Source organism: Klugiella xanthotipulae (genome assembly GCF_006716695.1).
Taxonomy (GTDB): Bacteria; Actinomycetota; Actinomycetes; order Actinomycetales; family Microbacteriaceae; genus Klugiella; species Klugiella xanthotipulae.
This window is the reverse complement of record NZ_VFPN01000002.1, coordinates 672,786-699,147: the sequence shown is the minus strand read 5'-3', so window position 1 is coordinate 699,147 and position 26,362 is coordinate 672,786. Positions and strand designations below refer to the sequence as shown.

Here is a 26,362-nt window from a genome sequence, read left to right as displayed (position 1 = left end):
ACCGAGTGTGGCGGGGGCGAACGCTTTAGCCCGCGCAGCCCAGGTACTCGCGGTCCTCGTTGGGGAGTTGGGCCCAGTCGGGGCGGGGGCGGGGGTCGGCCACGAGGGACCAGACGCCGTCAGCCTCGGTGTAGCTGCCGCGGGGGCCGTGCTCCAGGTACGCGGTGATGGCCTCGAGGAGTGCCGTGACATCCTCCATGGTGGAGCCCACGCCGAAGCTTGCGCGCAGGGCCGGACCCTGCTGTTGCAGGCGTTCCAGCAGCGGGTGGGCACAGAACTTTCCGTCGCGCACGCCGATGCCGTACTCGGCGGCGAGCACGAGTGCCAGGTGGCGGGAGTCAACCCCGTCGAGGACAAAGCTCACCACGCCAACGGGCGCCTCGGAGTCTGGAAAAATGTGGTGGATGCGCGCCTGCGGAATCCGCAGCAGCCCCGCCACGAGCGCCCCGCGCAGTTGGGCCTCGTGCGCGTACCAATCGCGCGTGTTGAGCTGGGCCAACTCGTCAACCGCACGGGCCAGCGCGAGCACACCGAGCACATTGGGTGAACCGCCCTCGTGCCGGGACGGGCCGGTGCGCCACACCTCGCTCGCGGTGCCCACCGTGGTGACCGCGCCGCCGCCGCGCAGGTAAGGCGCGGCTCGGTCCAGCCAGTCGCGGCGACCCACGAGCACCCCAGCCCCGAAGGGGGCGTAGGTTTTGTGACCCGAGAATGCCAGGTAGTCGATGCCCTGCTCGCGCATGTTCACCCGGCGGTGGGGGACCAGCTGGGCGCCGTCAACCGCGAGGCGCGTGCCCCGCCGGTGGGCAATATCCGCGATGCGCCGCAGCGGCAGGGTCTCCCCCGTGACGTTGCTGGCCCCGGTCACCGCGACGAGGGCGGCGGGGGCGCGGTCAAGTTCTGCGGCCAGGAGCCCCAGGGTCTCCTCGATCGTGTTTCCGGCGGGCAGCACGCGGCGGCCGTGCTCCTGCCAGGGCAGCAGATTGGCGTGGTGCTCGATGTCCAGGACAACCGTGTCGCCGGGGACCGCCGAGGCGAGCAGGTTGAGCGAGTCGGTCGTGTTGCGGGTGAAGATGACGGGGTTACCGGGGCGGGCGCCGACAAAGCGGGCCACGGTATCCCGAGCATTCTCGTAGGCGGTCGTGCTGATATCCGAGGCGTAACCCGCCCCGCGGTGCACGCTCGCGTAGAGGCCCAGTGCCTCGCCCACATGCGCGGCGACGCTCGACAGTGCCGGTGAACTCGCCGCGTAGTCGAGGTTGACGTAGCGCGTGGTAGACCCGTCGAGCAGGGGCACCATGAGCTCGGCGCCGGTCACGGGGAGCAGTGGCTGCGTGGGGCGGTGCTGGGTGATCGTGGTCATGATGCTCGTCTCTGCGGTCAATCGGTTCGCCGTGAAGCGGCGCGCTAGACACCCAGAGTATGCCGCCTGCCCGGTCGCTGCGCGGCGGGCCGTAGCAATTCGTCATTGACGGGGAGGGCTGGTTACACGCCCCCGCGCAGCGCCGTGATGGGTTCAATCCGGGACGCCTTGATCGCCGGGTAGGTGCCCGAGACGAGCCCCACCACCCCGCCGAGTGCGGCCCCACCGATAGCCACCCAGATATCGAGTACGGGCGTCCACTCCTGCGCGAGCGAGATACCCACGACGGTGAACACCCCCACCGCGGCCCCGATCAAACCGCCGAGCAGGCCCGTGGCCACGGATTCGAGGACAAACTGCCCGGCGATCTGTCGGCCCGTGGCACCGAGTGCCCGGCGCAGGCCGATCTCGCCCACGCGCTCCATCACCGACAACAGCGTGACGTTGGCGATGCCGAGCCCACCCGCGAGAAGTGCGATGGCCCCCAACACGAGGAAGATCACGTTGATGTCGGCCTGCACGTTTTTTTGCACCGCGGAGGCGGCTGCGGGTGCGCCAACCTCAAAGTTCTCGGGGGCGTTGGGGTCGAGGGCGATGGGGGCCTGGTGGCCCACGACCTCGCCGGCCCCCACGTTGATGCGGATCTGTAACTCCTCGGGCCGGGTCAGGGCGAAGTCGGCCCGGGCCGTGCCCAGGGGCATGACGACCGAATCCAGCAGGTCCGTGCGCCGCTTCACCGTGTCGATAATGCCGATCACGGTGTAGCTCTCCTCCCCGATGAAAATGGAGGGCTGGGTATCCACCCGGTTGATGCCGAGGCTCTCCGCCGCCGCGGTCTGGGCGAGCCCGACCGTGACGACAAGTGACGTGATACCGAGAACCGTGCCGAGGAGCGTCAGCACGAGCCGCGAGGGTCGGGCCCCCACGCCGTGCACGGCCTCGTTGATGAGGTCGCGCGTGCTAAAGCTGTTGCGCGGCACGGTCGTCGTGCGCCGACGCTTCGGCAAAATGCGCGGGATGCGCGGAAAACGTGCACGGAGCCGTCTCATCGTTCCTCCACGAGCGTGCCATCGGTGATCCGTACCTGGTGCTCGGCCCGCCGGGCCACCGCATCGTCGTGGGTGATCACCACGAGGGTGAGTCCCTCGCCGTGCAACTCGTCGAAGAGGTCCATCACCTCGCCGGAGTTGGTGACGTCGAGGTTGCCCGTGGGCTCGTCGGCCAGCAGCAGCCGAGGGGAGGTGACAACCGCGCGGGCCACGGCCACGCGCTGCCGTTCGCCGCCGGAGAGCGTCCCCGGTACAAAGTCGAGGCGGTGCGAGAGGTTGACCCGGTCGAGGGCTGCACGGGCCTGGCGTTCGCGTTCGCCGCGGGGCATCCCACTGTACATGGTGGCCAGGATGACGTTGTCGAGCACCGTCCGGGCCGGCAACAGGTGGAATGACTGGAACACAAAACCGATGCTGCTGCCGCGCAGATGCGCGCGCTCATCCTCGGTGAGTGAAGCCGTGTCGATACCGTCGAGCAGGTAGTCGCCGCCGCTGGGCCGGTCAAGCAGGCCCAGCAGGTTGAGCCTGGTGGACTTGCCCGAGCCCGAGGGCCCCACTAGTGAGAGGTAGTCGCCAACGCCAACGTGCAGGTCTGCCGATTGCAGCGCCTGGACGGGGGCGGGCCGGGAAAGTAGCGGGAAACGTTGCGAAACTCCGCAACGGGCGGCGGGGGAAGCAGTGCGGCATCGGGCACGGTCACCGACCCACCACAACCTGCGCGCCCTCGGTGAGTAACGAGGAGCGTCCCTCGGCGGTGATCTCCACGAAGCCCTCGGCGGCGAGCCCGGTTGTGACCGCGACGAGTTCGGTCTCTTCTTTCTGTGCATCCGTCACGATCTCTACCCGGCTCTCACCGCCCGCGCCCGCGGTGAGAGCGGCGAGCGGTACGGCAAGCACATCTCCCTTCGTGGAGGACACCGGGATGGTGATCTTGACGTTGCTGTCGGTGAGCGCTGAGCGCTGTTCGTCGGTCAGGGAGCCGGGGTTGAGCTGTACCTCATAGCGGGTGGCACCGGAGGTGGTGGTTTCGCCGTTCTCATCCTTGGTGGCCTGCTTCTTTCCCACGGAGAGTACCTCGGCGCTGATGGTGTCGCCGCCGGGGGCGGCGAACTCGGCTTTCATCCCGGCGGAGATGAGCTGGGCATCCGCCTCGGAGACGTTGGCGGAAATCTGCATGGTCGCTCCCGAGACGCTCATCGCGGCCCCGGAGAGGAGGCCGCCGCGCTTAACCGCGACATTGTCTACCCGGCGCGGCAGATTATTGAGGTACAGCACTTCGCTCGCGGGGAGCGAGGTGAGGGCACCGTTGCGGGCGGAGCTGAGGGCCTGCTCGGCCCCCGCCACCTGAGACTGTGCGCTTGTGACGGCTGACTGCTCGGCTCTCGTGTCTTTCGGGGCGTAGATCTCCTCGCGGCGCGCCTCAGCGAGCGTGAGGGCATCCTGCGCGTCGGAGACGGCGCGCGAGTTGCCCGAGGAGCGGGCCTCGTGCAGATCGCGCTGGGCGGAGCGGACCAGGTTGTCCTGCTCGATCCGCTCGGATCCGGTCGGACCTTTCTGCGCGCTTGTCAGCGCAGCGTTGGCCTGGGCGAGGGCATCGCGGGCGCTCGCGAGGCCCTCCTCCGCACTCGTGACGGGGTCGCCGCCCTCGGCTGATGCGTCGCTTGACGGCGGAGCGTAGCCCACGCGCTGGTACAGCGCCTTCACGCCCGCCGCGGTGCTGGCGTCGAAGACATCCGACTCCAGGTTGCCGGCCCCGATACCGAGGGCGTTGAGGGCCTGCTTGAGTTGGAGCACATCCGGGCCGGAGAGGCCAACCGACAGCGAACGGTACACGGGTAACTCGCCGGGAAGGACAATCACCGGTCGGCCCACCACCTCAAGGGCGACCGAGCCAGCCTCAAGAATGGCACCGGGCTCGGGCACCTGCCCGGTGACAACGGGTGAGCCGCCCAGCTCGCCGGTCTCCAGGGTGACCTCCACGGAGTCGGCATACGTGACATCGCCGCGCGTGGTGACCGAGTTGGCGATCACCCGGCTCTCCACGGGTACCGTGATGAGGCCCGGAATGGGCGGCTTGGCGTCCGCGGCTGCCTGGCCCGGTGAGATGATGAACCGGCTCAGGACAACACCCGCGACGAGGCACACGGTGGCGACGGCCGCAATCGTCCAGATGAGGCGGTGTCCGCTGAGGCCCGCACCCGCGGCGCGGGTGCGCTTGGCCGGGCGCGTTGACTCCGTGCTCTCCTCCGTGCCCTCGTCGGTGGTGCTGAGGAGCTCGGTGACGGCATCCGTGGTGGTGAGTACCTCGGTGGTGGCCTCCTCCGGTGTGGGACGTGGAGTGCGGGAAAATCGCTTGCGGGGAACGTCGCTCATGAGGTCTTTCCAGGGTCTGTCGTCGGAATGCCCGCGGGTACTACGGGTGCGGGGTGAGGGGGACGGTTAGGAATCGACACCGTATTTGGCGACCAGAGCATCGAGAATGTCCTTGTTCTTATCAACAAACTTCTGCTCGACATCAAACTGGGCCTGGAGGAGTGTCTCCTCGTACGAGGTCTTCGCCGCGCACCGGGCATCGGCGACGGCCGTATCGATCTCCAGCTTCTTAGCCTCCTCGGTCTGCTCCTCGGTGGGGCCGTTCGATTCCGGGTTCTCCTCCCAGAAGGCACTGTTGGCATCCTGGATGGACTGTTGAGCGTCGTCCCTAACTTTAAATCCGCTGAACCCGGCGTCAGCCATGCACTCCGACCACTCGGCGGCAACCTTCTTGGCGGAATACTCCTTGGCAAACTTCTCGTAGAGAGTTCATCTCTTCGATGAGGGTCTTAAATTCGGGATCCTCTGCCGGGTCTCCCTTCTTGGAGTCGTAGATTTCGTGGCTGGCCTGGCCTGAGCAGCCGTTTTCTTCCCAGTTGTACTCCATCGCGACTCCCCCGCCATCGTCGATGGGGTCGCCGTTCTCGTCGAGAGTTTCCTCGGTGTAGGTCTGGTCGCCGTACAGGGTGGAGTAGTACGCGGTTGACTCGCTCTCGGAGAGTGACTGAACGTACTCCGAGTTGGGGTCCTCGGTGTTGTCCATCTCTTCTGCGGGAATCACCTCGGTGTTAATGCCGTAGCCGTACGTGGCGGCCCACTTCTCGGTGCCCTGGCCCTCGTAGGCCTCCGAGTAGTCGGTGGTGGTGCTGTAATCAACCGGGGTGTACTCGAACCCGGCCTCGGACATGCACTCGGCGATGAGCTCTTCCTGCTGCTTCGTTTTCTCCACCCACTCTTTCTCGTCGTAGGCACCATACAGCGCGTTGCTGATCGACATCAGGGGGCTTTTCTCGGGGTCGAGCGGTTCGGCGGGGGTGTCGCTTGCGCATCCAGACAGAAACAGAAGGGCGGCGGTGGCAATGGACGCGCTGGATATCAGGGGGTGTCGCATGGGGGGGTGAACCTCTCTCGGCGCAGCACAGCACCCCGGGGCACCACTGCTCCATTGTGTTGAGGGCGGTCAACTGTGCTGTGAACCGCCGGTGAACAACGTTGCTGATCAATCTATTGCACAACCCATGGATATGTGGTCCCTGTTTCTCCATTCACACGGGTTTCGGAGAATGCGCGTGTCAAATAGGTTTTTATCGCGTGTATTACGGCATGTTTCGTGAATTAACGCGAAGTTTCCGGGGCCGTGGCCGATGTCGGAGGTTCCCTCTAGCATCCATACATGACCGACATAATCGCACCGTCCACCCCGGGTTCCTTCGCGAGTGACTGGGCCGCATGGCATGAGCAGCACGAGGCACAGCGCGCCAGCGAGCACGGCTTCCTGGCCGTGTCTGACCTCGTGTGGCTGGGGCCGGATCCCGTGCGGGTCGCCGGTATCCCCGGCCGCTGGGCCGTCACGGGCGGCACCGGTAGCGCGGATGGTGCCGTGACGGGTGCGGGTGATGCTGCTGAGCGGGTGACCGTCACCGTCGATCCCGCTGAGGATCACAGGCCCAGCGCTGAGCCGCTTCCCGATCTGTCTCGCAACGGCGTGGCCGTGCGCGGCACGCTCACGCTGGACCCACTCGCCGAGGGCACGGGAGTGAACCTCCGTGCGGGGGATATCGTGGTCGAGGTGGCCAGGCGGGGTGGTCGCTACATTGTGCGCCCGCGTCACCCGCGCAATCCGCTGCGGGTGAACTACACGGGAACCCCCACGTTTGAGCCCAGCGCCGCGTGGCGGGTGGCCGGTCGGTACGTGCCGTTCGCCCGGCCCCGCCCCACAACCGTGGGTTCGGTGGCCCCCGGTCTGGAGCACGTCTACGCGGCCCCGGGGCAGATTGAGTTCGAGGTCGCGGGTCAACCGCTGAGCCTGACCGCGTTCAACGGTGCGTCTCCCGGCTCGCTTTTTGTTCTCTTTACCGACGCCACGAGCGGTGTGAGCACCTACGCCGCCAATCGCTCGCTCGCCCTCGATCCGCCCGACGCGGAGGGCAGCGTGCTCCTCGATTTCAACCGTGCCACCAACCTGCCGTGTGCCTACACCGATAACGCCACGTGCCCGCTCCCACCCGCTGAAAACCGTTTGCCCGTCGCCGTTGAGGCTGGCGAGCAGACCCCGAAGGAAAGACGTGTCGCATGAGTGAATCCACCCGCCCGCCGTTTGTGATCGGCGTTGAACTCGACGGAACCGGGGCCCATCCGGCCGCGTGGCGGGATGCCGCCATCTCGCCGCGCGAGTCACTCTCGCCGCGGTACCTGGCCCGTGTGGCTGCCGAGGCCGACCGCGCCGGCTTCTCCTTCCTCACCCTGGAGGATGCCCCCGTGACCCCCGAGACGGCAGCCCCGGATGCTCCGGCGGGCTCCCAGCTGAGCCCCCGGCCCGGCGTCACCGCCCGCCTCGACGCCCTCCAGCGGGCAGCCTATGTGGCCCCGTTGACGGGCTCGATTGGTCTTGTGCCGTTTGCCGATGCCGTCTATGTGGAGCCCTTCCATCTGGCCGCCCAGCTGGCCAGTCTCGACATCGCCTCGGCGGGTCGGGCTGGCTGGGTGGTGCTGGCGGAGGAGTTCCCCGGTGCGGCGGAGGCCGTCAGCTGGCTGCCCGCCGCGGGAGACGACCTACCACGGGAGGCCACCGATACTGCCGCTGTTTCCCGCTTGATCTGGGATTCCTGGCAAGATGACGCCGTTATTCGCAGCGTAGAGACGGGTCACTACATCGACCCCGAGCGGCTGCACTATGTGCGCTACCGGGGTGAACGGTTTTCGGTGACCGGGCCGGGCATCACGCCGCGACCCACACAGGGCCATCCCGTGGTCTTCGGCCGAGCCGACCGGGTGGCCGCGCGCCAGTTGGAAGTGGCTTTCGTGTCGGCCGCGCATCCCACCATCGTGGCCGAGCGCGCCCTCGAACTCACCGGCCAGGTGCCGCGGGTGGTTGCCGAACTGGAGGTGGTCCTGGATGCGCGGGGTGAGCGCGCCGCCGCCCGCCTGGCCCGCCTCGATGCCCACACCCCTGCCCACACCCCTGACCACACCGGGGGGGTATCCGCTCGCGGTCGCTTCGTGGGTACCGCCGCGGGACTCGTGGAGCATCTGACGGAGTATGCCGACGTGGTGCACGGCGTGCGTCTACTGCCCGCCGTGACCGACGTAGACTTGCCCGAAATTGCCCGTGCCGTGCTGCCCGAGTTGCGCCGCCGCGGGCTCTTCCGCTCGCCCGTCGCAGGCGACACCCTGCGCGACACCCTGGGCCTCGACCGGCCCTCCAACACTTTTGAGGCGGCCCGCGCGGCGGAGCCCGCATCCCACCCCGAGCGAGAGGCCGCAATCCGATGAGCATCGCAACATCCACCCACCCCACTGTTGACGCGGAGGCGGCACAGACCCGCGGCCAGATTCACTTGGGCGTGTTCTTTCAGGGGGTCAACTTCTCGACCGTCTGGAACGCCGCCGAGAGCGGGTCTCAGACCGAGTTTGAGTCGTTCCGCCGCCTGATCCAAACCGCCGAGCGCGGCCTGTTTAGCGCGTTCTTTCTGGGGGAGGGGCTGCGCCTGCGCGAGCATTTGGGGGCCATCCACGCACTCGACGTGGTGGGGCGGCCGGATGCCGGTATCCAGTTGGCCGCGCTCGCCGCCGTCACGCATCGCATCGGTCTTGTGGCCACGCAGAACACCACGTTTCACGAGCCGACGGCGCTCGCGCACCGGCTGGGCACCCTCGATCTGCTGAGCGAGGGCCGGGCCGCGTGGAACATCGTGACAACCGACAACGCGTGGACGGGCGAAAACTTCCGTCGCGGTGGCTACCTCGACCATGCCGACCGCTACACCCACGCCGAGTACGTCGTGAACACGGTGAAGGCGCTGTGGGACTCCTACCCTGCTGACGCCCCCGCCGACTCACCGGATGCCGCCGCCTGGTCGGCCCCCGGCACGGCCGAGTCCGTGGTGACCGCCGACCGCTACACCTCGGTTGCCGCGGTCTCGCGCGTGCCACGCAGCGCCCAGGAACATCCCGTGCTCTTCCAGGCCGGGGATTCGCCCGAGGGGCGTGACTTTGCGGCCCGCAACGCCGACGTGATCTTCTCGACGCACTCGGCGTTTGAGGCGGCGACCGACTTCGCCGCCGATATCCGCCACCGCACCGAGGCCGCGGGTCGCCCCGCCGATGACCTCAAAATTTTCCCCGGCCAGGAGTTCATCCTGGCCGACACGGAGGCCGAGGCCCGCGATAAGGCGCGCTGGGTGCGGGAGAGCCAGGTGACGCCGCAGACGGCACTCGCCTTCCTGGAACAGACGTGGGGGCGGAGCCTGGGGGAGTTCGATCCCGAGGGGCCGCTGCCCGATATCCCGTCGGTGGCCGAGCAGACGAGTGAGACCCGCGGCACGGGTTTTCACGGTCATCGCGCGGCCGAGCAGATCGCGTCGTGGCGTGCGCTGAGTGAGGAGAAGGGGCTGAGTATCCGTCAGCTGGTCATCCACCTCACCTCGGGGCGCGGCTTCGTTGGCAGCTACTCGGGGGTGGCCGATGAGCTCCTGCGCTACGCGGAGGCCGGGGTCGTTGATGGGTTCAACGTGACCCCATACTTGGTGCCCTCAGGACTAGACGATATTGTAAATGGGTTGATTCCCGAGCTGCAGGAGCGCGGGATCTACCCCACCGAGTATCGCGGCGAGACCCTCAGGGAGCACCTGGGGCTGCGCCGCCCACTCACCCGGCGACACCTGGCGTGATGGAGCGTGGTGCCGCTCCGTCACCCTGACGCGTTGGCATCACATGCGCGTTGGGGCCATCACGGCGTCACCGCGCGTCACCACACAGTTCAGGAGCACCCATTGACCACGCACGAGCCCGCCGCACAGCGCTCCGAAGTCTTCTCGCCGGGGACGGCCGAGCAGGTTGACACGATCGTGATCGGCGGTGGTGCGATGGGGTCGGCCGCCGCCTGGCAGCTCGCCACTCGCGGCACCGAGGTGCTGCTGCTTGACCGGTTTGGCCCCGAGCATCAGGAGGGGGCCTCGCACGGTGCCTCCCGCAACCTCAACCTGAGCTACGCCGAACCGCGCTACCTGCGGCTCCTGCAGCGCGCACTCCCGCTGTGGCGCGAGCTGGAACGGGAGACGGGGGCCCACCTCTTCGACGAGGTGGGTGTGATTACGCACGGTGGGCATCCCGGGCTGCCGCGGGTGCGTGAGGCCCTGCACGCGCACGGATTTGCCGCCGAGATTCTGCCCGCCGTCGAGGCTCGGAGTCGCTGGTGGGGGATGCGCTTCGAGGGAGACGTGCTGCTCACCCCGCAGGGTGGTCGTCTCAACGCCGACGCCGCCGGGGTCGCGATGCACGCGGCGGCGACCGCCCGCGGGGCAGAGGTGCGCTACCACACCAGGGTGACGGACATCCAGATACGCGAGGATGACCGCGTGGTCGTCACCTGTGACGACGGCCACCGGATCGTTGCCACCCGCGCCGTGGTCGCCGCCGGTGCGTGGACGCAGAAGCTCGTCGGTCACCTGCTACCGCTGCCCGCGCTGCGCGTGAGCCAGGAACAGCCCGCACACTTCCTCCTGGTGGAGGACAGCCGTGAGGCGGAGGCCTCGGCCCGCTGGCCCGGATTCAACCACCTCCCCCATCCCGAGGATGACTGGTGGTATTCGCCAATCTACGGCATGTACACCCCCGGCCAGGGTGTCAAGGCGGGCTGGCACGGCGTGGGTACGGAGGTCGATCCGGATCACCGTGACTACCGGGCCGAGCCCGTGCAACTCGCGGCCCTGCAACGCTACGTCCGCGAATGGTTGCCCGGTGCGGATGCCGACCGGATGGCCGCGGTTAGCTGCACCTACACGACCACCCCCGATGAGAACTTCATCCTCGACCGGGTGGGCCCGCTCACCATTGCCGCAGGGTTCTCCGGCCACGGCTACAAGTTTGTGCCCGCGATTGGTGAGATGGTCGCCGATCTGGCGCTCGGCACCCGCGCGGCCGACCCCTTCTTCAGCCTGGGCCGTGAGATGGTGCCCGCCGAGCGGGGTGCGTCGGTCTGGAGGGTTGAACCGGCGACGAGTGCTACGGTGGGCGGCGCATGAACCACGATGTGAATCTCGCCCCGGCGAGAGGGGACGCCAGCCTGACCGTTCGGGAGGCGCTGCCGGAGGAGTATCCCCGGGTCGCCGAGTTGGTCGTTGCCGCGTTCGCCGCGGGACCTTACGGGCACCTCCCGGTGTCGCCGGAGCGACGGGATCTTATGGCCAACACTGCGGCGCGCGCCGCCGAGGGCAGCGTGCTCGTTGCGGTGGTTGCCGCGGGTGAAGACCCCTCCGGAACCCTCGTGGGTACGGTCACCCTGGTGCGCTCTGGCGCGCGTTCGGCCCGCCTGGCCACCCCCGACGAGGTGGAGCTGCGCCTGCTGGCCGTTGACGTGGCGTGGCAGGGACGTGGCGTGGCCGACATCCTGCTGGAGGCATCCCTCGACCTTGCCCGGGCCGCCGGGGCTGCACGGCTGGTTCTCGACACCGGCTCACAGAATTACGCCGCCCAGCGCAGCTACTACCGCCACGGGTTTAGCCGAAACACTGCCAGGGATGCCGCGCTCGTGTCGGTCGAAAAACCCGAGATCACCGCGTGGGTCTTTGAGCGGCCGCTCACCGATCTGCCCCCGGTCACGGTTCGGATGGCGCGGCCCGTCGAGTACGCGGCAATAGCCGACCTGTCGGCTGCCGCCTACACGGGCGACTACGAGGTGTCACCCGGCTACCTCGACAGCATCCGCGATGTGGCCCCGCGCGCCCGGGAGCACGAGGTGTGGGTGGCGGTTGATACCGAAACGGGCGAACTGCTGGGCACGGTCGCAACCCCCCGGGCGGGTGGGGCGATCTCGGAGCTGGCGCTGCCCGGCGAGATCGACTTTCGTCTGCTGGCGGTTGCCCCCGCCGCGCGCGGCCGCGGGGTGGGTGAACTGCTCACCCGGTTTGTGCTCGCCCTGGGGCGCGAGCGTGGGTGCACGCGTGCCGTGATGAACAGCGGTGTCGAGATGGTGGGCGCCCACCGGCTCTACGCCAAGCTGGGCTTCGCCCGCATCCCGGAGCGCGAGACCTCGTTTGTCGGGGACCACGGGCGCATCGTGCACCTGCTGGCCTTCGCCTACGATCTGGGCTGAGGCCGGGCCACCCAGCCCCGGAAACGGTCGCTTCGCGACTTTCCCCTACGATGTGACGGTGACCACTTCGCTCCACGACGACACCGTTGACCTGCTCCGCTCGCTCATCCGCACGGAGTGCGTTAACGACGGAACACCCGACTCCGGCCAGGAAATCCAGGCCGTACGAGTGCTGGAACGCTACCTGGGCGGGGTGGGTATTGAGTATGGGGTGTACGAGTCACACCCGGGGCGGGCCTCTCTCGTGGCGCGCCTCCACGGAACCGACCCCGACGCGCCCTCCCTCGCGCTCGTGGGCCACCTTGATGTGGTACCCGTCGAACCGGCCGGCTGGGCACACGACCCGTTCGCCGCGGACGTCATCGACGGCGAGGTGTGGGGGCGTGGGGCGGTGGACATGCTGTACCTGACGGCATCCTTCGCCACCGTCTTTCGCGAGGCGGCGCGCAGCGGCGTGCCCCTGCGCGGCGACCTGGTTTTTGTGGCGGTTGCCGATGAGGAGGGCGGGAGCCGGTACGGCCTTGACTGGCTGCTCAGGAACGTTCCGGAGGTTGTGGCCGCCGACTACGTCCTCACCGAGGCTGGCGGGATGCGTATCGGCGAGAAGGTTGTCGTGGCGGTCGCCGAGAAGGGCTCGGCCGGTCGGCGCGTCACCCTCAGGGGCACCCCGGGGCACGCCTCGGCCCCCCACGGCACGCGCAACGCGGCGGTGCTGATCGCCGAGGCCGTGCGACGCCTAAACGATTTTCCCTCCCCCGTGACCCTGGGCGGCCAGTGGCCCGCGTTTGTCGAAGCCTACGCGGGCGGCTCCCCCCTCGCCGAGCGCTTGGGTGACCCCGAGCGGGTGGACGCAGCCCTGACCGAGCTGGGTGCGCTCGCCGGTTACGGTCATGCCGTGACCCGTACGACGTATGCGCCCACCGTACTGCGCTCGGGCACCGCCCACAACGTCATCCCGGGTCTCGGCAGCATCGACCTCGATGTGCGCACCCTGCCCGGTGTGACCGATGACGAGGTGGATGCCCACCTGCGCGCCGCCCTCGGCGACCTGGCCGAGGACGCCGAGATTACCCGGTTGCACGGCTGGCTACCGAGCGCCTCCCCCACCGACTCGCCGCTCTACACGGTGCTGGGGGAGGCCCTGGGTGAGACTCTCGGCCGCGAGGTGGTTCCCATTGTTGCCGCCGGTGGCTCGGATGCGCGCCTGTACCGGTACCGGGGGGCCGTGGCCTACGGGTTTGGCGTGCTGAGTGATGCGTGGAGCTACGAGCGGTATCGTTCCGTCATCCACTCGCACAACGAGCGCATCGACCTCGAATCGGTGCGGCTCACGGTTGATACCCTCACGAGGGTGGTGCACGGCTTTCTGGGCGAGTAGCGTTACCGCATGGTGACGTTTCACACGACTCTGATATCGGGCGGCGGTAACACCTCCGGCATCCACGTTCCCGAGGATATCGTCCTCGGCCTGGGCCGCGGGCGGCGCGTCCCCGTCCTGGTTACCCTCAACGGTGACTACACGTTTCGCAACACGATTGCGTTCATGGGCGGACAATTTCTGGTGGGTGTGAGCGCCGCGCATCGGGCCGCGACGGGCCTTGCGGTGGGCGATCCGGTTGAGGTGACGCTTGAGGTGGATGATGCGCCTCGCGTGGTCGAGGTGCCCCCCGAACTGGCGGAGGCGCTCGCGGCCGATCCGGTCGCGGCTCAGGCCTGGGCCGCGCTCTCCTACTCCCATCAGCGCCAGCACGCGGAGCCCATCGCGGCGGCGAAGGCCGCCGACACCCGGGCCCGGCGGGTGCAGAAGACGCTCGCGATACTGCGCGGCGAGGGGTAGCTGGTGCCGCTGGGCGCGTGGTCCCTTACGTCGTCGGTTTGGGGAGCCCGGCCGGGTTCACCTGCGACTCGCTCAGGACCTCGTCGGCCAGGTCCCAGCGGTCCATCGCTGTGGCGAGCGTTCCGTCGGCGATCAGCTGCGCCAGTACCGTGTGCACGGGCTCGATCAGGCCGTTTCCCCGTGCGGTGACGGCCCCGACGTCCGAGATGGCGGGCCATCCGGCCTCGACCGTGCCCACAACCCGTGTGCTGCCTGCCGTCTTCTCGCGGTACACGCCCTGGGGGTTGGGGCCGAGGAGCGCGTCAACGCGGCCCGAGGTGAGCGCCAGGATGCCGGAGGCCTCGTCGTCGAAGTACACACACTCCACCGGCTTCAGACCGGCCGCCAGATTCGTCTCGTTCCACGCCTGGAGAATCTTCTCCTGGTTGGTTCCCGAACCCACGATGATGCGTAGTCCCGCAACATCCTTCGCCGTCGTGATGGAGTCGATGGGTGAGTCATTGGCGACCGTGAAGGCGTGCAGCCCGCGGCGGTAGGTGGCGAAGTCGAAGAGCTCCTTGCGCTCCTCTGTCACCCCCACATTGGAGGTCACCAGGTCGTATTTGCCCGATTGCACCCCGAGCGGCCAGTCGGCCCAGTTGACCGTGACAAGTTTCAGGTCGAGGTCGAGCCCGTCGGCGATCAGTTGGGCGATATCCGTCTCACTCCCCACCAGGGTGGAATCGTCGTCCGCTATGAAGGCGAGCGGCGGCGAGAACGGTGCGACGGCGACCGTGAGGGTGCCCGGGGTGATCGGGGTGAAGCCGCTCGCGGCCAACTGGTCAACGGCTGCGGGGATTGCGTCGCTGCGCACCCGGTCCTGGTCGGCGGTGAGGTTGTACTCCGCCGCCGGGGGTGTGGTCGCGGGGGCGTCGGCACCGCGACTGCCCGCGGAGACGGCGGCAAAGATGCCCCCGCCCACGAGGGTAAACGCGGCCACTCCGGCCACTACTACTGCGATTTTCTTTTTGTTAGCCACGGGGGGTCTACTCTCTATGCGGTGTGCTGGGAATGGGCGAGTTCAGGCGGCCCGCGTTATTCGCGGGGGAGGCCCGCGGGGTTGACCTCGGAGGTGCTGATTGCTTCGGCCTGGAGTCCCCAGCGGTCGAGGATGGCCGTGTACTGGCCGTTCTCGATGGCCGAGTTGAGCACGATATTGACGGCCTCAATCAGGCCGTTACCCTTCGCCGTTCCCGCCGCGATTTGGGCCGTGTCGGGATAGCCGCCGTTTTTGAGGCCCACGAGCTTGGTCCTGCCGTCAACGGCCGCCTTGTACGCGGCGGTCGCGTTGGGGCCAAAGGTGGCGTCCACGCGGCCGGACTGCACCGCGAGGGTCGCGGCGGCGTCATCCTCGTAGTACTGCAGGTCCACGGGGTCGAGCCCCGCGGACACATTCTCCTCGTTCCAGGCGAGCAGAATCTTCTCCTGGTTGGTGCCGGAGCCGACCACGATGCTGAGCCCGGCAACATCCTTCGCCTCCTTAATCGAGGTGATGTCGCTGTCGCTGCGCACGTAGAAGCCGAGGATATCGTCGCGGTAGGTTGCGAAGTCAAACAGGTCTTTGCGCTCCTCGGTCACGGTCACATTGGAGGTGATCAGGTCGTACTTGCCCGATTGCAGGCCGAGCGGCCAGTCGGCCCAGGCCGCGGCCTCCGGTTTATAGTCGAGGCCCAGGCCGTCGGCGATGAGCTGGCCGAAGTCGGCCTCGCTGCCCAGCAGGGTCGAGTTGTCATCCTCGGCGTAGAAGCCGAGCGGGGCCACGTACGGGCTGTGTACCACCGTGAGCACGCCGGGCGTTGCGGGCGTGAATCCGCTCGCCTTCAGCGCGGCAACGGCCTCGGGCACGGGCTCGATTGTGGGTCGCCCCTCCACGTTTGTGCTGGTCAGGTCAAACTTAATCAGGCCGGAGGTGTCGCCGACCGCGTTCGCCGCTGCGGGCCCGGTGTCGGTCTTTCCGCCGCCACCCAGGGCAAACGACGCCACAACGCCGCCGACCACAATAACGGCGACAGCGCCGCCGACGATAACGCCGAGTTTCTTCGAATTGATTGCCACGGGATGCCTCTCTATGGTGGGTATACCGATGTCCGGATATGGTCGATCGGTGTGGTGTGGCGGGATGGGCAAACATCCCGCCACACCGTTTTCTGCGCGGCTGCCCGCTAGGCGAGCACCTTGCGCAGAAATTCCTGGGTGCGGGGGTGGCTGGGGGTGCCAAGAACCTGCCCGGGTGTGCCCTGTTCGAGTACGTGCCCCTTGTCGAGAAATACCACCCGGTTGGCGACCTCGCGGGCGAAGCCGATCTCGTGGGTCACGATGATCAGCGTGGTGCCCACCCGGGCGAGGTCCCGGATCACGTCGAGTACCTCACCGACAAGTTCGGGGTCGAGAGCCGAGGTGGGCTCGTCGAAGAGGAGCACCTTCGGCTTCAACGCGAGCGCCCGAGCGATTGCCACCCGCTGCTGTTGCCCGCCCGAGAGCTGCCGCGGGTAGTGTCCCGCCTTGTCGGCAAGCCCCACCCGTGAGAGCAGCGTCTTCGCCTGCTCGATAGCCTCGGCCCGGGTGGCGCGTTTGAGGGCAACGGGGGCCTCGATGATGTTCTCGATGGCCGTGAGGTGTGGGAAGAGGTTGAAGTTTTGGAACACCATCCCAATCTGTGTGCGCCGACGCAGCACCTCCCGCTCGTGCAGCTCGTAGAGCCGGTCGCCGCGCCGCTCGTAGCCGATGTAGGTGCCGTCAATGGTGACGGTGCCGCGGTCTACGCTCTCCAGGTGGTTGATCGTGCGCAGCAGCGTGGACTTGCCCGAGCCGGAGGGTCCGAGCAGGGCAACCACCTCACCGGGCTGTACCGTGAGCGTCACGTTGTGCAGCACCTCAATCCCCCCATACGACTTACTCACCCCCGAGACCTCCACGAGACCGGTTGTGGCTGCCGGGGCAGCGCCGAGGAAAACGCCGCCGTCAAAGGAGGGGGTCAGTGTGTTGCTCATCGGGTTCCTCCTGCGGTGTGGGTGGTGGATGCGGTGGTCGCCCCGGCCCCGGCGTCCGGCTCGGGGTCATCGAGTCGGGCCCACTGCGTTGTTACCCAGCGGGTGAACCGTTGCCGGGGGGTGGGCGGCAGCACTCGCACCGAGCCGCGCGCGTAGTACCGCTCAATGTAGAACTGGGCGATGCTCAGTACCGTCGTGATGATCGCGTACCAGACCACGGCGACCAGCAGCAGCGGAATCACCAGTTGGTTGCGGTTGTATACCACCTGCACGGTGTAGAACAGTTCCGGTAGCGCCACCACAAACACCACCGAGGTGCCCTTCACCAGCCCGATCACCTCGTTGAAGGCGTTGGGTACGATGGCCCGGGCCGCCTGGGGCAGAATAATGCGGAAGAATCGCACGCGTTTGGGGAGGCCGAGGGCCGCCGCCGCCTCCAACTGTCCCTGGTCCACCGAGACGATACCGGCCCGGATGATCTCCGCCGAGTACGCCGCCTGGTGCAGCGAAAGTCCCAGCACGGCCGCGGCAAAGGAGGAGATCAGCTGTACGGTATCAAACTCGGCGATCCAGAAGTCGGTGGAGAAGGGCCAGCCGAGGCCGAGCTTCGGGTAGAGGTAGCCCAGGTTGTACCAGACGACCAATTGCACCACGAGCGGCACCGAGCGGAAGAACCAGATGAAGCCCCATGAGAGCGAGTTGAGGAGGGCCGAGGCGGAGAGCCGGGCCACCGCGAGCAGCCCGCCCAGGAGGAAACCGATGGCCCCCGAGATCACGGTGAGCCACAGGGTGAGCTGCAACCCCTTGAGCACGGCGGGCGAGAAGAAGTACTCGGCAAACACGTCCCACTGGTAGCGATCTGTCGTGGCGACGGACCAGGCAAACTGGGCCGCCAGGAAGATCGCGACCGCGCTGAACCCCCAGCGCCACCAGTGCCGCGTGTGCACCACCCGGAGCGGGTGGGTGTTGCCGGGTGGTGGCTGGTTGGCGGCGGCTTCGGGATGAGCGACCCCGTGGGGGTCCGTGGTGGGCTCCGCGGTGGTGGGCTCCGCGGCGCGGCTCGTCGCGGCGGGGTGCGGACTCGCCGCGCCGCCGCCTGCGGTGTTGAGGGTGTCGGTCATCTGCGTTCTCCCTGGGATCGAATTCTGGGTGGCCGGGATCGTTTCTGCATTGGTGTCCGAGAGTAGGGTCGCGCGCCGACAAGAACAAGGGCGCGCTTTTACACTTCGTCGCACGGCGTCATGTGGCGTCACACTGACCGCAGGCAGGACGGATTTTCGTCCCGTTTCAGGCAGAATCGCTCTCATGGCAGTCACCCGTATTCGCGAGAGTCATGAGGCCCAGTCCCGCCCGGTGAGTGATGCCACCGGGTCCCCGCCCGCGGACGCCGTGCTGTCGCCGGGGGAGGTGCCCGCCCCCACACTGGTCTGTGTGGGGGCGGGGCCGCGCGCGCTGGGGGTCCTGGAACGACTCGCGGCCACCCTGCGCACCGAGCCGGTCCCGGAGGCCCCGCTCCGCATCCACCTGGTTGACCCGTTCCCCCCGGGGGCCGGTCGCATTTGGCGACGCGACCAGTCGCCCCTGCTCAAGCTCAACTCGATGGCGGGTGAGGTCACGGTCTTTACCGACGACACCTCGACCGTCGCCGGGCCCATCGTGCCGGGCCCCTCCCTCCTGGAGTGGGCCGAGCTGGTGCGTTCCGGCGGACTGCCCGACGTGGTCATTGACGACGAGGGGGTGCGCACCGAGATCGCTGGCCTGGTCTTCCAGAGCTTCCCCACCCGCCGCCTGAACAGCTACTACCTGGAGTGGTTCGCGCACCGTGTGGAGTCCGATCTCGCCGACTACGCGAGTGTGGCCTGGCACCGGTCCACTGCAACCTCGGTGCAGGATGATTGTCTCGGTGATCCCGCCCGCCCGGAGGTCGGCGCGCCTCCTGGCACCGCGGTCTCTCAGCGCGTCACCCTGGCCGATGGCACCGTGCTCGCCGCCGATGTGGTACTCATTGCCCTCGGCCACAACGGCCGAGACGCTACACCCGAGCAGAGCGCCCGGCTCGACTTTGCCCGCCGCAACAACCTCCTCTACGTGCCGCCAGCCTTCACCGCGGATGCCGACCTCACGGATATCCGCCCCGGTGAGCCCGTCATCGTGCGCGGTTTCGGCCTCGCCGCCATCGACCTGATCGTGCTACTCGCGGAGGGCCGCGGTGGCCGCTTCGAGCGCGCCGCCGACGGCCAACTCACCTACCACCCGTCCGGCCGTGAGCCGCGTGTGCACGTGGGCTCGCGTCGCGGTGTGCCCTACCGCTCCAAGATCAGCAGCACCCTGTGCGGTGATGCGCCGGAGCCGCGCTTCTTCACGCGGGAGGTTGTTCGCGGGTGTGTGGAGGCCGGGCATCCGGTGGATTTTCGGCGTGACATCTGGCCGCTGATCGCGCGTGACCTGCACTGGGGGTACTACCGGGAGCTGTTTACCGGGCACCCCGAGCGCGTATCGCGGCCCTGGGCGGAGGTGGCCGAGGGGTTGGCCGAGTGCCTGGCCGCCACGGACTCGGCGGGCGGCCCGGACGGTGCTACCCCGGGCTCCGGAGGCGAGTACGCGGCGGTTGCCGAGTGGGCCGCCGCGGTCGTGCCCGATCCCGCCGACCGGTTCGATCTCGCCGACTTTGATCGGCCCCTTGGGGTCGCCGTGCAGGCCACCAGGGTTGCCCTCCAGGACGCCGTGGCCGCGCACATTTCTGCCGATCTGAGCGCCCGCACCCGGCCCGAGGGCAGCGCAACGCTGGGTCTGTTCCAGGCGGCGCTCGGCGCGTATCTGCTCGTGGCGGAGATCCCGGAGGATCGTTGGACGGCCCGGTCCCGCGTGATCGACGTGCCCGTCTGGTGGCAGAGCTTCTTCAGCTATGTGGCGAGCGGCCCGCCCGGCCACCGGTTGGAGGAGGTCGTGGCGCTCGCCCGCGCGGGTATCCTGAACTTTCTCGGCCCCCGCGTGTGGTTGCGAGAAGAACCGGCCCGCGCGGGCTACCCGGCCGGTTTTGCGGCGGGCAGCCCCGCTGTTGACCACACCGTCCGGGCCCGCGTACTGGTGGATGCCTGGCTGCCAGAATCCCGGGCCGCCCTCAGTGACAGCCCGGCCCTCCGCCACCTCGTGACGAGCGGCGGGGGAGTGGAGCTTGCCGCGGCCGATGCGGACTTTTCGGGCAGCACGGGCCGCGTACTCGTGAGCTCTGCGGATTCGCGCGTGGTCACGGTCTCCGGCGAGCCGCATCCGGCGCGCTTCGCGGTGGGACCCTTCACCACCGCGATCAACGCCGGGGCGTTTTCGCGGCCGCGGATCAACGCGCTGCCGTTTCGCGAGAATGACCGGGTGGCACTCGGGGTGCTGGCAGCGCTGCGTGCGGCCGCGCGGGTTGGCTGAGCGAGCCGGGCGTGGGGCGCGGGTAGTCGCTGAGCAGGAGCGACGGCTACGGTCGCGGGGGTTGGCCGCCCGGCACCAGATCAGTCTCGTCACGATCACCGTCCACCGGGATGGTGCGCACGATGCGCGCGGGGGATCCCACAGCGATCGTGCGGGCTGGGACGTCCCTGGTGACGATAGATCCGGCTCCCACGACGGCGTCATCGCCGATGGTGACCCCGGGGAGAACGGTGACATTGGCCCCGAGCCAGACGTTGCGGCCGATGATGACCGGTGAGGGGATCAGGTCGCTGCGGCGGGTCGGTTCGATACCGTGTTGCAGGGTGGCGATCACGGCATTGTGGCCGATGAGGCAGTCGTCGCCGATGGTGATGCCGCCCTGGTCTTGGAAGCGGCACCCGGAGTTGATGAAGACGCGTTTACCGAGCGAAATGTTTCTACCGAAGTCGGAGGTGAATGGGGGGAAGAGTGTCACCGAGTCGTCGATGGGTCTGCCTGTCAGGTGCCCAAGGAGCTCTCGGACACGCTGTGGCTCGTGATAGCCGGTGTTGAGCTCGCCCGTGACGCGCAGTGCCTGCTGGCTGGTTTCGAGCATGACCGAGTGTGCGGCTGAGCCGCCGGTGATGGTCTCGCCCGCAGTGAGCGCGGCGAGGAGGTCTGTGAGTGTCATGGTCGTCCCTTCGTGGGCGAGGTGTTGGAGGCGTTCTGCGGCGGGCGAGATCCGTGCTCGACGCGACATCAGGAACTCGCGCACCTCGGCTCGGTTATCCATGCAAGCCATCTTAGAGTTATGAACGCGGTCGAGGAATGCACGACGGGTGCACCCGTCACGAGGGCCCCCACGCAGCGAGTATCCCCGGTTGACTGGGCAGGTGCTGACCCGCTCGTACCTGCCCGCGGCGGCGCTTGCTGTCGTCATCCCCCCGCGGGGAATAGGTGGTCGGATGGCGGCGTTGTCCCTCCGGTGAGTATCACGATAAACCCCACCCCGCCCGAGACGGATTCGATTCCCGTCGTTGTCGCCACCCCGGCCCCGGTGCTGCCTCCGGCCCCGGCCCCTGCCGCTCCCCGATACCGCGGCGACGGGTTGAGCCGCGGCCGCCGCCTCGTGTACGTGCTGGTGCTGGGTGCACTCACCGCCCTCGGTCCGTTGACGATTGACCTGTACCTGCCCGCCTTTCCCACGCTGGAGGGACACTTCGGTGTGCCCGAGTCGGTCATCCAGCTCACCCTCACAGGTACCACCATTGGCTTTGCGATCGGTCAGCTCGTGATGGGTCCCTGGAGCGACCGGGTGGGCCGCCGCCTGCCGCTGCTGCTCGCGACCACCGTGCACATTCTTGCCTCGGTGGGTGCCGCCCTCTCCGACGACATCACCGTGCTCGCCGCGTTCCGCGTGTTGCAGGGTATGGGGGCTGCCGCCGGATCGGTTGTGGCGATGGCGATGGTGCGCGATCTCTTCGGGGGTAAGCCGCTTGTGCGCATGCTCTCACGGCTGGCCCTGGTCAACGGGCTCGCGCCCATCCTGGCCCCCGTGATGGGCTCGCAGCTTCTGCGCGTGATGGATTGGCGCGGCATCTTTGTGGTGCTCGCGATCTATGCGGTGGTGGTGCTTGCCGCGGTGATGCTGTGGATCGTCGAGACCCTCCCCGTTGAGCACCGCCACACGGGTGACCGCAGCGTGTGGAGTCGTTATCGCTCCGTACTGAGGGATCGGGTTTTTGTGGGCGTCGCTCTCATCGGTGGCCTCACCTTCGCCGGGCTGTTCTCGTATCTGTCGGCCTCCCCGTTCCTCTTCCAGCAGGTCTTTGGCCTCAACCCGCAGGAGTACGGCCTGCTCTTCGCCGTGAACTCGGTCGGTGTGGTGATCGGGGTACAGACCTCATCGCTGCTCATGCGCTGCTACGGTGCCCAGTGGATTTTGGCGAGCATCACCGTCGTGCAGGTGCTCTCGGCCGTGGCCATGATTGTGCTCGCCAGCGTCAACGGCAGTCTTCTCGCGGTGCTCGTCCCGCTGTTCATCTACATCATGTCGTGTGGGTTCAGTTTTCCCGCGGTGCAGGTGCTCGCGCTCGCGTCGCACGGACGGGAGGCGGGCACCGCCGCGAGTCTCCTGGGGGCCACCAACTTTGGTCTCGCCGGCCTGATCTCCCCGGTTGTCGGGATACTCGGCATCGGTTCCGCCGCCCCCATGGCGGTCGTGATGCTCGCTGCCGCTGGCCTGGCGATTGTGATCCTCTGGCTGGTGGTCCGCCCGCGCACGGTGCCGGGGCTGGCCGATTAGTGCCGGATCGCCGCCTACTTCTTCTGCCAGGTAACGCCCTCATCCGCGTAGGAGTCGTAGGTATCGAAGTCGTCGAAGGTGATACCGGTGGGCGCGTTACCCCCCGGGGCTGAGGCCGCCACGAAGCAGAGCGTGGCGGCGTCGCCCTGCTCAAACGTGCGGGGGAGGCTGGATTCGCCGCAGGCCACGTCATCGTTGTAGGTATAGACCTGGGTGACCCCATTGCCCTGGGCATCGACCGGGTTGAAATTACCGTACCCGTATCCCACATCATCGCCCTCAACGTTTTTGAGTTCGACCGTAATGTAATAGATATCCATGCCGAGGAGTTGCGGTTCGTCGGCCGTGACGAGCTTCGCCTGATCCGCGGGGGCCCGCTCAACCCGTGTCATGGCGACTTCCAGGGCCGCCACCCCGTCGGTGAGACCGCTCGAGAAGGGCAACGTGGCTTTCTCGCCCATCGCCAGGGAGGTTCCGGGCGGGGTCAGTGTGGCGTTGAGATCTGAGGTATCGGCACCGAGGCCGTCCTCGGTGGTCTCGTCCGGGTCGGCGGTGTTGTCGTCATAGGATGCGGTCGCCGTGGGTTGGGGGCCAGTATCCGCGGCATTGAGCGTGGAGCGCACTGCAAAAAAGATCGCAACGATGCCGCCGATGACGATCAGGATGGCCGCAGCACTGATGGCTAACCAGGCCCAGACCGGGAAAGACTTTTTGCCTCTGGGCTGACCGGGGCTTCCGGGCTGACCGGGGCCGCCCGGGTAGCCCGGGCCGGACCCTTGCTCTCCGGGATACCCCTGCTGTCCGGGGTACCCCTGCTGTCCGGGATACTCGGGTGAGGCCGGGTATCCCGTGGCCGGTGGGACGCCGGGGGCACCGGGCCCACTCGGGGCACCATAGGGCATGCCCGGTGGGACGGCTGCGCCGAACGGCTCGGCGGGTGCAGCCGGTGGTGTGGGTGGTGCCGGCGGTGCACCAAACTCGGTCGCGATGTCGTGCGCGGTGGGCGGTGCACCATAGAGCTGCGCGCTGGTCGGTTCTGCCGGTGGCACCCCAAACGGATTTCCCGGGTCGGCGGGGGTGGGCGGTACAGGGGTACCGGACGGTTCGCCGGGGGTCGGGGGGATCTGCGTCATGGTGTCTCTCTCTGTGTGATCGGGGTAGCGATGCGGCTTTCCTGCGCCGAACACCACGATTTTAGCGGTGAAAGGGTGCCGGGGAAGAATCACGCGGGTATTCTGGTGAGTCGAGCATCACTCACATCTGTTTGCGGAGGGCAATTGTGCACGGCATTATCTCTAACGCCTACGAGTTGGCCCAGGTTGCCGCCGAGCAGGCCGGCGTGCGCGTTCATCTCGCGCAGCCCCACGACTACTCACCGATTGTTCAGCTTTTCTGCCGCACCTGGGGCGAGCGTCGAGTTCCGGATGCGGCGCTCGTGCAGGCCATCGGCTACGCCGGAAACACCGTGATCGTCGCCGAGCGGGAAGACGGCAGTACGGTGGGCGGCGTCCTGGGGTTCCTGGGCTGGGACGAGGGGCTGCACGCCCACTCCTACATGGCAGCCGTGGCGGAGGAGGTGGTGTCGCTGGGGATTGGCCGGGCCATGAAGCTTTTTCAGCGCGCCGTCTGCATGGACCAGGGCATCGCGGAAATTCGCTGGACCTACGATCCTCTCGTGCAACGAAACGCCCACCTCAATCTGGTGCGCCTGGGTGCCGAGGTTGCCCGGTTTTTACCGAACTTTTACGGGGTCTTAAACGACGAGATTAGCGGCGACGATGTCACCGACTGTTTTGAGGTGCGGTGGCGTCTCAACTCGCAGCGGGTGCGCCGGGCGCTCGCCGGAAATCCGCCCGCCGAACCGGTCGGGTCGGTCGGGCTGGAACTGGTCCGCGATTTTGAGACCCTGCGCCGGGAAAGCCCGACGGAGGCCGCCCGCCTGCGGGCCGAATCCCAGGGGGTTTTTGTGGCCGCGTTTGCCGCCGGTCTGCGCCCCTTCCTCGACGCGGCGGGGAACTACGTTTTTGTCCATCCCGAGGACAGCATCGAGCCGCCGCCCTCCGTGGGGGTATAGCCGTGTCGAGGTAGCTCCGCTCAGGTGCGACTCCTCAGCGACTTCCGAAACGCGTGCAGCCCCACCTCGGTTGGGGGGTCGTTAAGGTCATAGAGCGGCTCGTAGCCCAGTCGCAGGTAGAGGTGTTGCGCCTCGGGCTGGAGCGGTCCCGTGGTGAGGTAGAGGTGACGATATCCCGCACGCGTGGCCTCCGCCTCCAGTTCGCGCACGACCCGCTGGGCAAGTCCCTGCTGGCGGTGGGCATGGTGCGTCCAAATGCGTTTGAGTTCCGCCGTATCCGTCGAGTGGCGCATATAGCCGCCACCTGCCACCGGCTCACCGCTACGCAGGATGAGCAGGAACGCCCCCTCGGGGCGTTCGAACGCGCTGTGTGGGTAGCGGTTTAGCTCCACCGAGGCCGGTTCGTCGAGCATATCGCCGTAGCGGGTGTCGTATTCCTCTTCCAGCTCGGCAAAGAGTGGCCGGGTGAGTGGGTCATCCGAGGAGACATACACGCACTCGTCAACGGCTGAACCGATGGTCTCGATAGACATCTGACAACTTTCTCTGCGGGGTTAACGCTCACAGAATATATCCATCCCGGGCATCCAGACACCATCGCGTACCCGCGGCGACACCGTTCGTCATCTGACCCCGCGCATAGACACAAAAGAACCCCCGCGGAATGCGGAGGCTCGGGATGTCCAGCCGGGTATTCCCGACCGGTCTTAGAAACGCCAGCCCACCGCTTCGAAGTCACTGGGCGGTTGCGGTTTCCAGTTTTTCTGGGCCTGGACGCGACCGGATCCGGCCGGGTTATTGGATTCGATGATGTTGAGCGTGCCGTCGTCGTTGACCCCGACGACCAGGACGGTGTGAACTCCCGTCGCCCACACGGCTGGGGCCGAGCTGTACTGATACTGGATGACATCGCCGGGGGCGAGTTGGTCGAGGGGTACCTTGGCGGCTCCCACGTAGTTGGCCACGGGGCTGCCGGACCCGGTCCAGTTTCCCCCTCCGGCAAGAATCCAACGCTTAGCGCTGATAATGCATTCGCCGGGCATTCCCCATCCGGTCTGGCGCGAGGAGCCGATTTCGGAGATTGCCTGGTCAATTGTGGCTTGGACGTCGAAGTTGTGGCCCGCCGACGAGATGCCGTTGGCGGAGAGCCCGTCAACAATGACGTTAAACGTCTCCAAATCAACGGAGATATCCGAGTTTGTGGTGGTGCTGGAGACGTCGAGGGCCTGGGTGACGGAGGCTGCTGCTGCGGCATCGTCGAGCGAAAAAAAGTCTGAACCAGACGATACAGCGGCGGTGGCAGGACTGGCAGTGAGAGCAAAGGTGACGGCTGTCACAACAGCCACGATGGCACTCTTTCCGCTAGCTTTCACTCTGTATATCCTCAATAAGTTGTAACGATTTAATAAAAAAGACTCAGGGTGCATCGTGCCCCCGGGTCGCCTTTATTACTATGTACTATTCGTTTGAAAATTGCCAATGAGAACACAGGTTTTTCCCGGAATTACGCGGAAAACCCGTGAGAATTCATTGGAAACTGTACCGTTTGTGCCAGTGCAGTGCCGCTGTGGTTGACGGCAACTACGCTATGACCGGGGTACTGTACCCGCACACTCCGTTGCGTATCCCACGACGGAGTGTGATGGTACGTGCATCTCTCAGGAAGCACCCCCAGTATGCA

24 protein-coding genes are annotated in these 26,362 nt (G+C 67.3%); 10 read left to right on the top strand and 14 right to left on the bottom strand.

Features of this window, described 5'->3' with window-relative positions; genetic code table 11:
• Positions 1–25: 25 nt before the first annotated feature.
• The 6 genes from FB466_RS09125 to FB466_RS09100 form a co-directional block, all read right to left on the bottom strand.
• Positions 26–1,363 (bottom strand): aminotransferase class V-fold PLP-dependent enzyme, encoded by a 1,338-nt coding sequence (locus FB466_RS09125; RefSeq protein ID WP_141917774.1) that lies wholly within the window; start codon positions 1,361–1,363, stop codon positions 26–28.
• 122 nt (positions 1,364–1,485) lie between these two features.
• A complete protein-coding gene (locus FB466_RS09120; RefSeq protein WP_141917773.1) occupies positions 1,486–2,412 on the bottom strand; it encodes an ABC transporter permease in 927 nt (308 codons plus the stop codon).
• Complete coding sequence (locus FB466_RS09115; RefSeq protein WP_425460904.1) at positions 2,409–2,969, bottom strand: ABC transporter ATP-binding protein; 561 nt, start codon at positions 2,967–2,969, stop codon at positions 2,409–2,411. The genes FB466_RS09120 and FB466_RS09115 overlap by 4 nt, the downstream gene beginning before the upstream one ends.
• Positions 2,970–3,108: 139 nt before the next feature.
• Positions 3,109–4,785: an efflux RND transporter periplasmic adaptor subunit gene (locus FB466_RS09110; protein WP_211344794.1), complete on the bottom strand. Its 1,677-nt coding sequence runs from the start codon at positions 4,783–4,785 to the stop codon at positions 3,109–3,111.
• 66 nt (positions 4,786–4,851) lie between these two features.
• Positions 4,852–5,148, bottom strand: a complete 297-nt coding sequence (locus tag FB466_RS09105) for a hypothetical protein (RefSeq protein WP_141917771.1) — start codon at positions 5,146–5,148, stop codon at positions 4,852–4,854.
• A complete protein-coding gene (locus tag FB466_RS09100) occupies positions 5,141–5,836 on the bottom strand; it encodes a hypothetical protein (RefSeq protein WP_141917770.1) in 696 nt (231 codons plus the stop codon). The genes FB466_RS09105 and FB466_RS09100 overlap by 8 nt, the downstream gene beginning before the upstream one ends.
• A 282-nt stretch (positions 5,837–6,118) precedes the next feature.
• On the opposite strand from FB466_RS09100, the gene FB466_RS09095 reads away from it, so the two are divergent.
• From FB466_RS09095 to FB466_RS09065, 7 genes are all read left to right on the top strand, one after another.
• On the top strand, positions 6,119–7,021 hold the full coding sequence (locus FB466_RS09095; RefSeq protein ID WP_141917768.1) for a DUF1684 domain-containing protein: 903 nt from the start codon (positions 6,119–6,121) through the stop codon (positions 7,019–7,021).
• The gene (locus FB466_RS09090; RefSeq protein ID WP_141917767.1) at positions 7,018–8,217 is read left to right on the top strand and encodes an LLM class flavin-dependent oxidoreductase; all 1,200 of its coding nucleotides are present in this window, start codon (positions 7,018–7,020) and stop codon (positions 8,215–8,217) included. The genes FB466_RS09095 and FB466_RS09090 overlap by 4 nt, the downstream gene beginning before the upstream one ends.
• Positions 8,214–9,614 carry an NtaA/DmoA family FMN-dependent monooxygenase gene (locus FB466_RS09085; protein WP_141917765.1) on the top strand — a complete coding sequence of 467 codons (1,401 nt, stop codon included), beginning with the start codon at positions 8,214–8,216 and terminating at the stop codon, positions 9,612–9,614. Before FB466_RS09090 ends, FB466_RS09085 begins: the two co-directional genes overlap by 4 nt.
• Positions 9,615–9,716: 102 nt before the next feature.
• Positions 9,717–10,967: an FAD-dependent oxidoreductase gene (locus tag FB466_RS09080; protein WP_281285168.1), complete on the top strand. Its 1,251-nt coding sequence runs from the start codon at positions 9,717–9,719 to the stop codon at positions 10,965–10,967.
• The gene (locus tag FB466_RS09075; RefSeq protein ID WP_141917764.1) at positions 10,964–12,037 is read left to right on the top strand and encodes a GNAT family N-acetyltransferase; all 1,074 of its coding nucleotides are present in this window, start codon (positions 10,964–10,966) and stop codon (positions 12,035–12,037) included. The genes FB466_RS09080 and FB466_RS09075 overlap by 4 nt, the downstream gene beginning before the upstream one ends.
• A gap of 58 nt (positions 12,038–12,095) precedes the next feature.
• On the top strand, positions 12,096–13,415 hold the full coding sequence (locus tag FB466_RS09070; RefSeq protein WP_246054596.1) for a M20/M25/M40 family metallo-hydrolase: 1,320 nt from the start codon (positions 12,096–12,098) through the stop codon (positions 13,413–13,415).
• A 9-nt stretch (positions 13,416–13,424) separates the two neighbouring features.
• Positions 13,425–13,874 (top strand): YdeI/OmpD-associated family protein, encoded by a 450-nt coding sequence (locus FB466_RS09065; RefSeq protein WP_342777454.1) that lies wholly within the window; start codon positions 13,425–13,427, stop codon positions 13,872–13,874.
• 25 nt (positions 13,875–13,899) lie between these two features.
• Here the strand turns inward: FB466_RS09065 and FB466_RS09060 are convergent, their stop codons facing one another.
• From FB466_RS09060 to FB466_RS09045, 4 genes are all read right to left on the bottom strand, one after another.
• The gene (locus FB466_RS09060; protein ID WP_246054595.1) at positions 13,900–14,892 is read right to left on the bottom strand and encodes an ABC transporter substrate-binding protein; all 993 of its coding nucleotides are present in this window, start codon (positions 14,890–14,892) and stop codon (positions 13,900–13,902) included.
• A gap of 56 nt (positions 14,893–14,948) precedes the next feature.
• A complete protein-coding gene (locus FB466_RS09055; RefSeq protein ID WP_141917761.1) occupies positions 14,949–15,968 on the bottom strand; it encodes an ABC transporter substrate-binding protein in 1,020 nt (339 codons plus the stop codon).
• Positions 15,969–16,075: 107 nt separating this feature from the next.
• Positions 16,076–16,903, bottom strand: coding sequence for an amino acid ABC transporter ATP-binding protein (locus tag FB466_RS09050; RefSeq protein ID WP_141917759.1), 828 nt, complete (start codon positions 16,901–16,903; stop codon positions 16,076–16,078).
• Entirely contained in the window at positions 16,900–18,024 is a 1,125-nt protein-coding gene (locus tag FB466_RS09045) for an amino acid ABC transporter permease (RefSeq protein WP_141917757.1), read from the bottom strand. The genes FB466_RS09050 and FB466_RS09045 overlap by 4 nt, the downstream gene beginning before the upstream one ends.
• Before the next feature lie 184 nt (positions 18,025–18,208).
• Here FB466_RS09045 and FB466_RS09040 point away from each other — a divergent pair, with 184 nt between their 5' ends.
• Positions 18,209–20,323 carry an FAD/NAD(P)-binding protein gene (locus FB466_RS09040; protein WP_141917756.1) on the top strand — a complete coding sequence of 705 codons (2,115 nt, stop codon included), beginning with the start codon at positions 18,209–18,211 and terminating at the stop codon, positions 20,321–20,323.
• A gap of 46 nt (positions 20,324–20,369) precedes the next feature.
• On the opposite strand, the gene FB466_RS09035 is transcribed toward FB466_RS09040, so the two are convergent.
• Complete coding sequence (locus tag FB466_RS09035) at positions 20,370–20,993, bottom strand: DapH/DapD/GlmU-related protein (protein ID WP_141917962.1); 624 nt, start codon at positions 20,991–20,993, stop codon at positions 20,370–20,372.
• Positions 20,994–21,362: 369 nt separating this feature from the next.
• On the opposite strand from FB466_RS09035, the gene FB466_RS09030 reads away from it, so the two are divergent.
• Positions 21,363–22,607, top strand: coding sequence for a multidrug effflux MFS transporter (locus FB466_RS09030; RefSeq protein ID WP_246054610.1), 1,245 nt, complete (start codon positions 21,363–21,365; stop codon positions 22,605–22,607).
• Positions 22,608–22,621: 14 nt separating this feature from the next.
• Here FB466_RS09030 and FB466_RS09025 read toward each other — a convergent pair whose 3' ends face one another.
• Positions 22,622–23,740, bottom strand: a complete 1,119-nt coding sequence (locus tag FB466_RS09025; protein ID WP_141917752.1) for a hypothetical protein — start codon at positions 23,738–23,740, stop codon at positions 22,622–22,624.
• 146 nt (positions 23,741–23,886) lie between these two features.
• On the opposite strand from FB466_RS09025, the gene FB466_RS09020 reads away from it, so the two are divergent.
• Positions 23,887–24,681, top strand: coding sequence for a hypothetical protein (locus FB466_RS09020; RefSeq protein ID WP_141917750.1), 795 nt, complete (start codon positions 23,887–23,889; stop codon positions 24,679–24,681).
• Between the two features lie 20 nt (positions 24,682–24,701).
• Here FB466_RS09020 and FB466_RS09015 read toward each other — a convergent pair whose 3' ends face one another.
• Positions 24,702–25,214 carry a GNAT family N-acetyltransferase gene (locus FB466_RS09015; RefSeq protein WP_141917749.1) on the bottom strand — a complete coding sequence of 171 codons (513 nt, stop codon included), beginning with the start codon at positions 25,212–25,214 and terminating at the stop codon, positions 24,702–24,704.
• Between the two features lie 174 nt (positions 25,215–25,388).
• Complete coding sequence (locus FB466_RS09010; RefSeq protein ID WP_246054594.1) at positions 25,389–26,027, bottom strand: lipase; 639 nt, start codon at positions 26,025–26,027, stop codon at positions 25,389–25,391.
• Positions 26,028–26,362 lie beyond the last annotated feature (335 nt).